Raw genomic sequence first — 1579 nt, 5'->3', positions numbered from 1 at the left:
CGCAAAGCCGCGCTGCCAGCCGCCGCGCCTCGCCGGTTCCGCCAAGAATGAGAAGGGTTCGGTTCGCCATGACGTCTTCTAGAGCATTTTGCAGTCAGGCGGAAAGCTCTCAGCGCTGGCTTGCCATCGTGGGGATCGGCGAGGATGGGTTGGCGGGGCTCGGTGACGAAGCACGCAGAGCGATTGCCGATGCGGAGATCGTCTTCGGCGGTGCGCGGCATCTTGAACTTGCGGCAGACGAGATTGCGGGCGAGCGGCGGCAATGGCCCTCGCCTTTCGATAAGGCGGTCGATGAAATCGAAGCGCTGAGGGGCAAGAATATCTGCGTGCTCGCCTCCGGCGACCCGTTTCATTTCGGCGTTGGCGCGACGCTGGCGCGGCGAATCCCGGCAGAGGAAATGCGTGTTTTTTCCGCCCCGTCTTCCTTCGCTCTTGCTGCTGCCCGGCTTGGCTGGCCGCTGCAAGCGGTCGAGACGGTTTCGCTGCATGGCAGGCCCATCGCGCCGATCCGCCCGCTGCTGCATCCCGGCGCGCGCATTCTAGCGCTCACCTCCGATGGCGCGGCTCCGGCTGCGATTGCAGAGCTGATCACCAAAGAGGGTTTTGGCCCCTCGCGCTTTCACGTGCTGGAAGCGCTGGGCGGACCGCGCGAACGGCAGGTCAGCTTCATGGCTTCCGCGCTTTCCGCAGAAAAATTCGATGGTCTGAACCTGGTCGCCATCGAGGTGGCGGCGGATGAGGATGCGCGCATCCTGCCGCTTGGAACCGGGCTTGAAGACGGGCTTTTCGAGCATGACGGGCAGATCACCAAATCCGAGATGCGGGCCGTCACCTTGTCAGCCCTTGCCCCGAAACGCGGTGAACGCCTCTGGGATATCGGAGCGGGTTCAGGCTCGATTTCCATCGAGTGGCTGCGGCAGCATTCGTCGCTCAGCGCCATCGCCATCGAGGCGGATAGGGAGCGGGCGGCGCGCATTGCCCGCAACGCGGAGCGCATGGGCGTGCCGCAGCTCACCGTGGTTGAGGGAAAGGCTCCCGCCGCGCTCGCGGGCCTTGCCGCGCCAGATGTGGTTTTTATCGGTGGCGGGGCGACTGCGCCTGGGCTGATGGAGGCGGCGATTGCCGCTCTTGGAACCGGGGGGCGTCTTGTCGCAAACGGGGTGACGCTCGAAACGCAGGCGCTTCTGATCGACTGCCATGGGCGGAACGGCGGAGAGCTGATCGAGATCGCCATCGCGCGTGCCGCGCCCGTTGGCACCATGAGGGCGCTGCGCCCGGCCATGCCGGTGCTTCAATGGCGCTGGAGGAAGCCATGATCTGCGCCGGGTTTGGAGCCAGAAAAGGCGTTTCGCGCGAGGCCGTTCTTGCCGCACTCGACGCCGCCCTGACAACACATGAGATCACACGGGACAGGCTCGACGCGCTGGCGACCGTGCCACGGAAACGGGACGAGCCCGGCCTGACGGATGCGGCAACGGCGCTCGGCCTGCCGCTTGTCATTGCCGATGACGCTGCATTGCAGGCGGCGGCGACACACTGCCTGACCCGCTCGGAACAGGCGCGCTCGGCCACGGACCTG

The 1579-nt window shown here is 66.0% G+C and carries 2 protein-coding genes; both read left to right on the top strand.

Going from position 1 to position 1579, the window contains the following annotated elements:
• The first annotated feature begins 68 nt into the window (after positions 1–68).
• Positions 69–1316, top strand: coding sequence for a bifunctional cobalt-precorrin-7 (C(5))-methyltransferase/cobalt-precorrin-6B (C(15))-methyltransferase (locus JCM21793_RS23005; RefSeq protein ID WP_025031864.1), 1248 nt, complete (start codon positions 69–71; stop codon positions 1314–1316).
• Positions 1313–1579: cobalamin biosynthesis protein (locus tag JCM21793_RS23000; RefSeq protein ID WP_025031863.1), on the top strand; the 267-nt coding region annotated here is incomplete at its 3' end. The genes JCM21793_RS23005 and JCM21793_RS23000, both read left to right, overlap by 4 nt.

Source organism: Nitratireductor aquibiodomus NL21 = JCM 21793, from assembly GCF_000615975.1.
Taxonomy (GTDB): domain Bacteria; phylum Pseudomonadota; class Alphaproteobacteria; order Rhizobiales; family Rhizobiaceae; genus Nitratireductor; species Nitratireductor aquibiodomus.
The sequence above is the reverse complement of the archived record's forward strand: the minus strand, read 5'-3'. Positions and strand labels throughout refer to the sequence as shown.

What these genes read in the sequence shown, in the direction of transcription:
- JCM21793_RS23005 (WP_025031864.1), top strand. Translation starts at nt 69, where the DNA reads ATGACGTCTTCTAGAGCATTTTGCAGTCAGGCGGAAAGCTCTCAGCGC.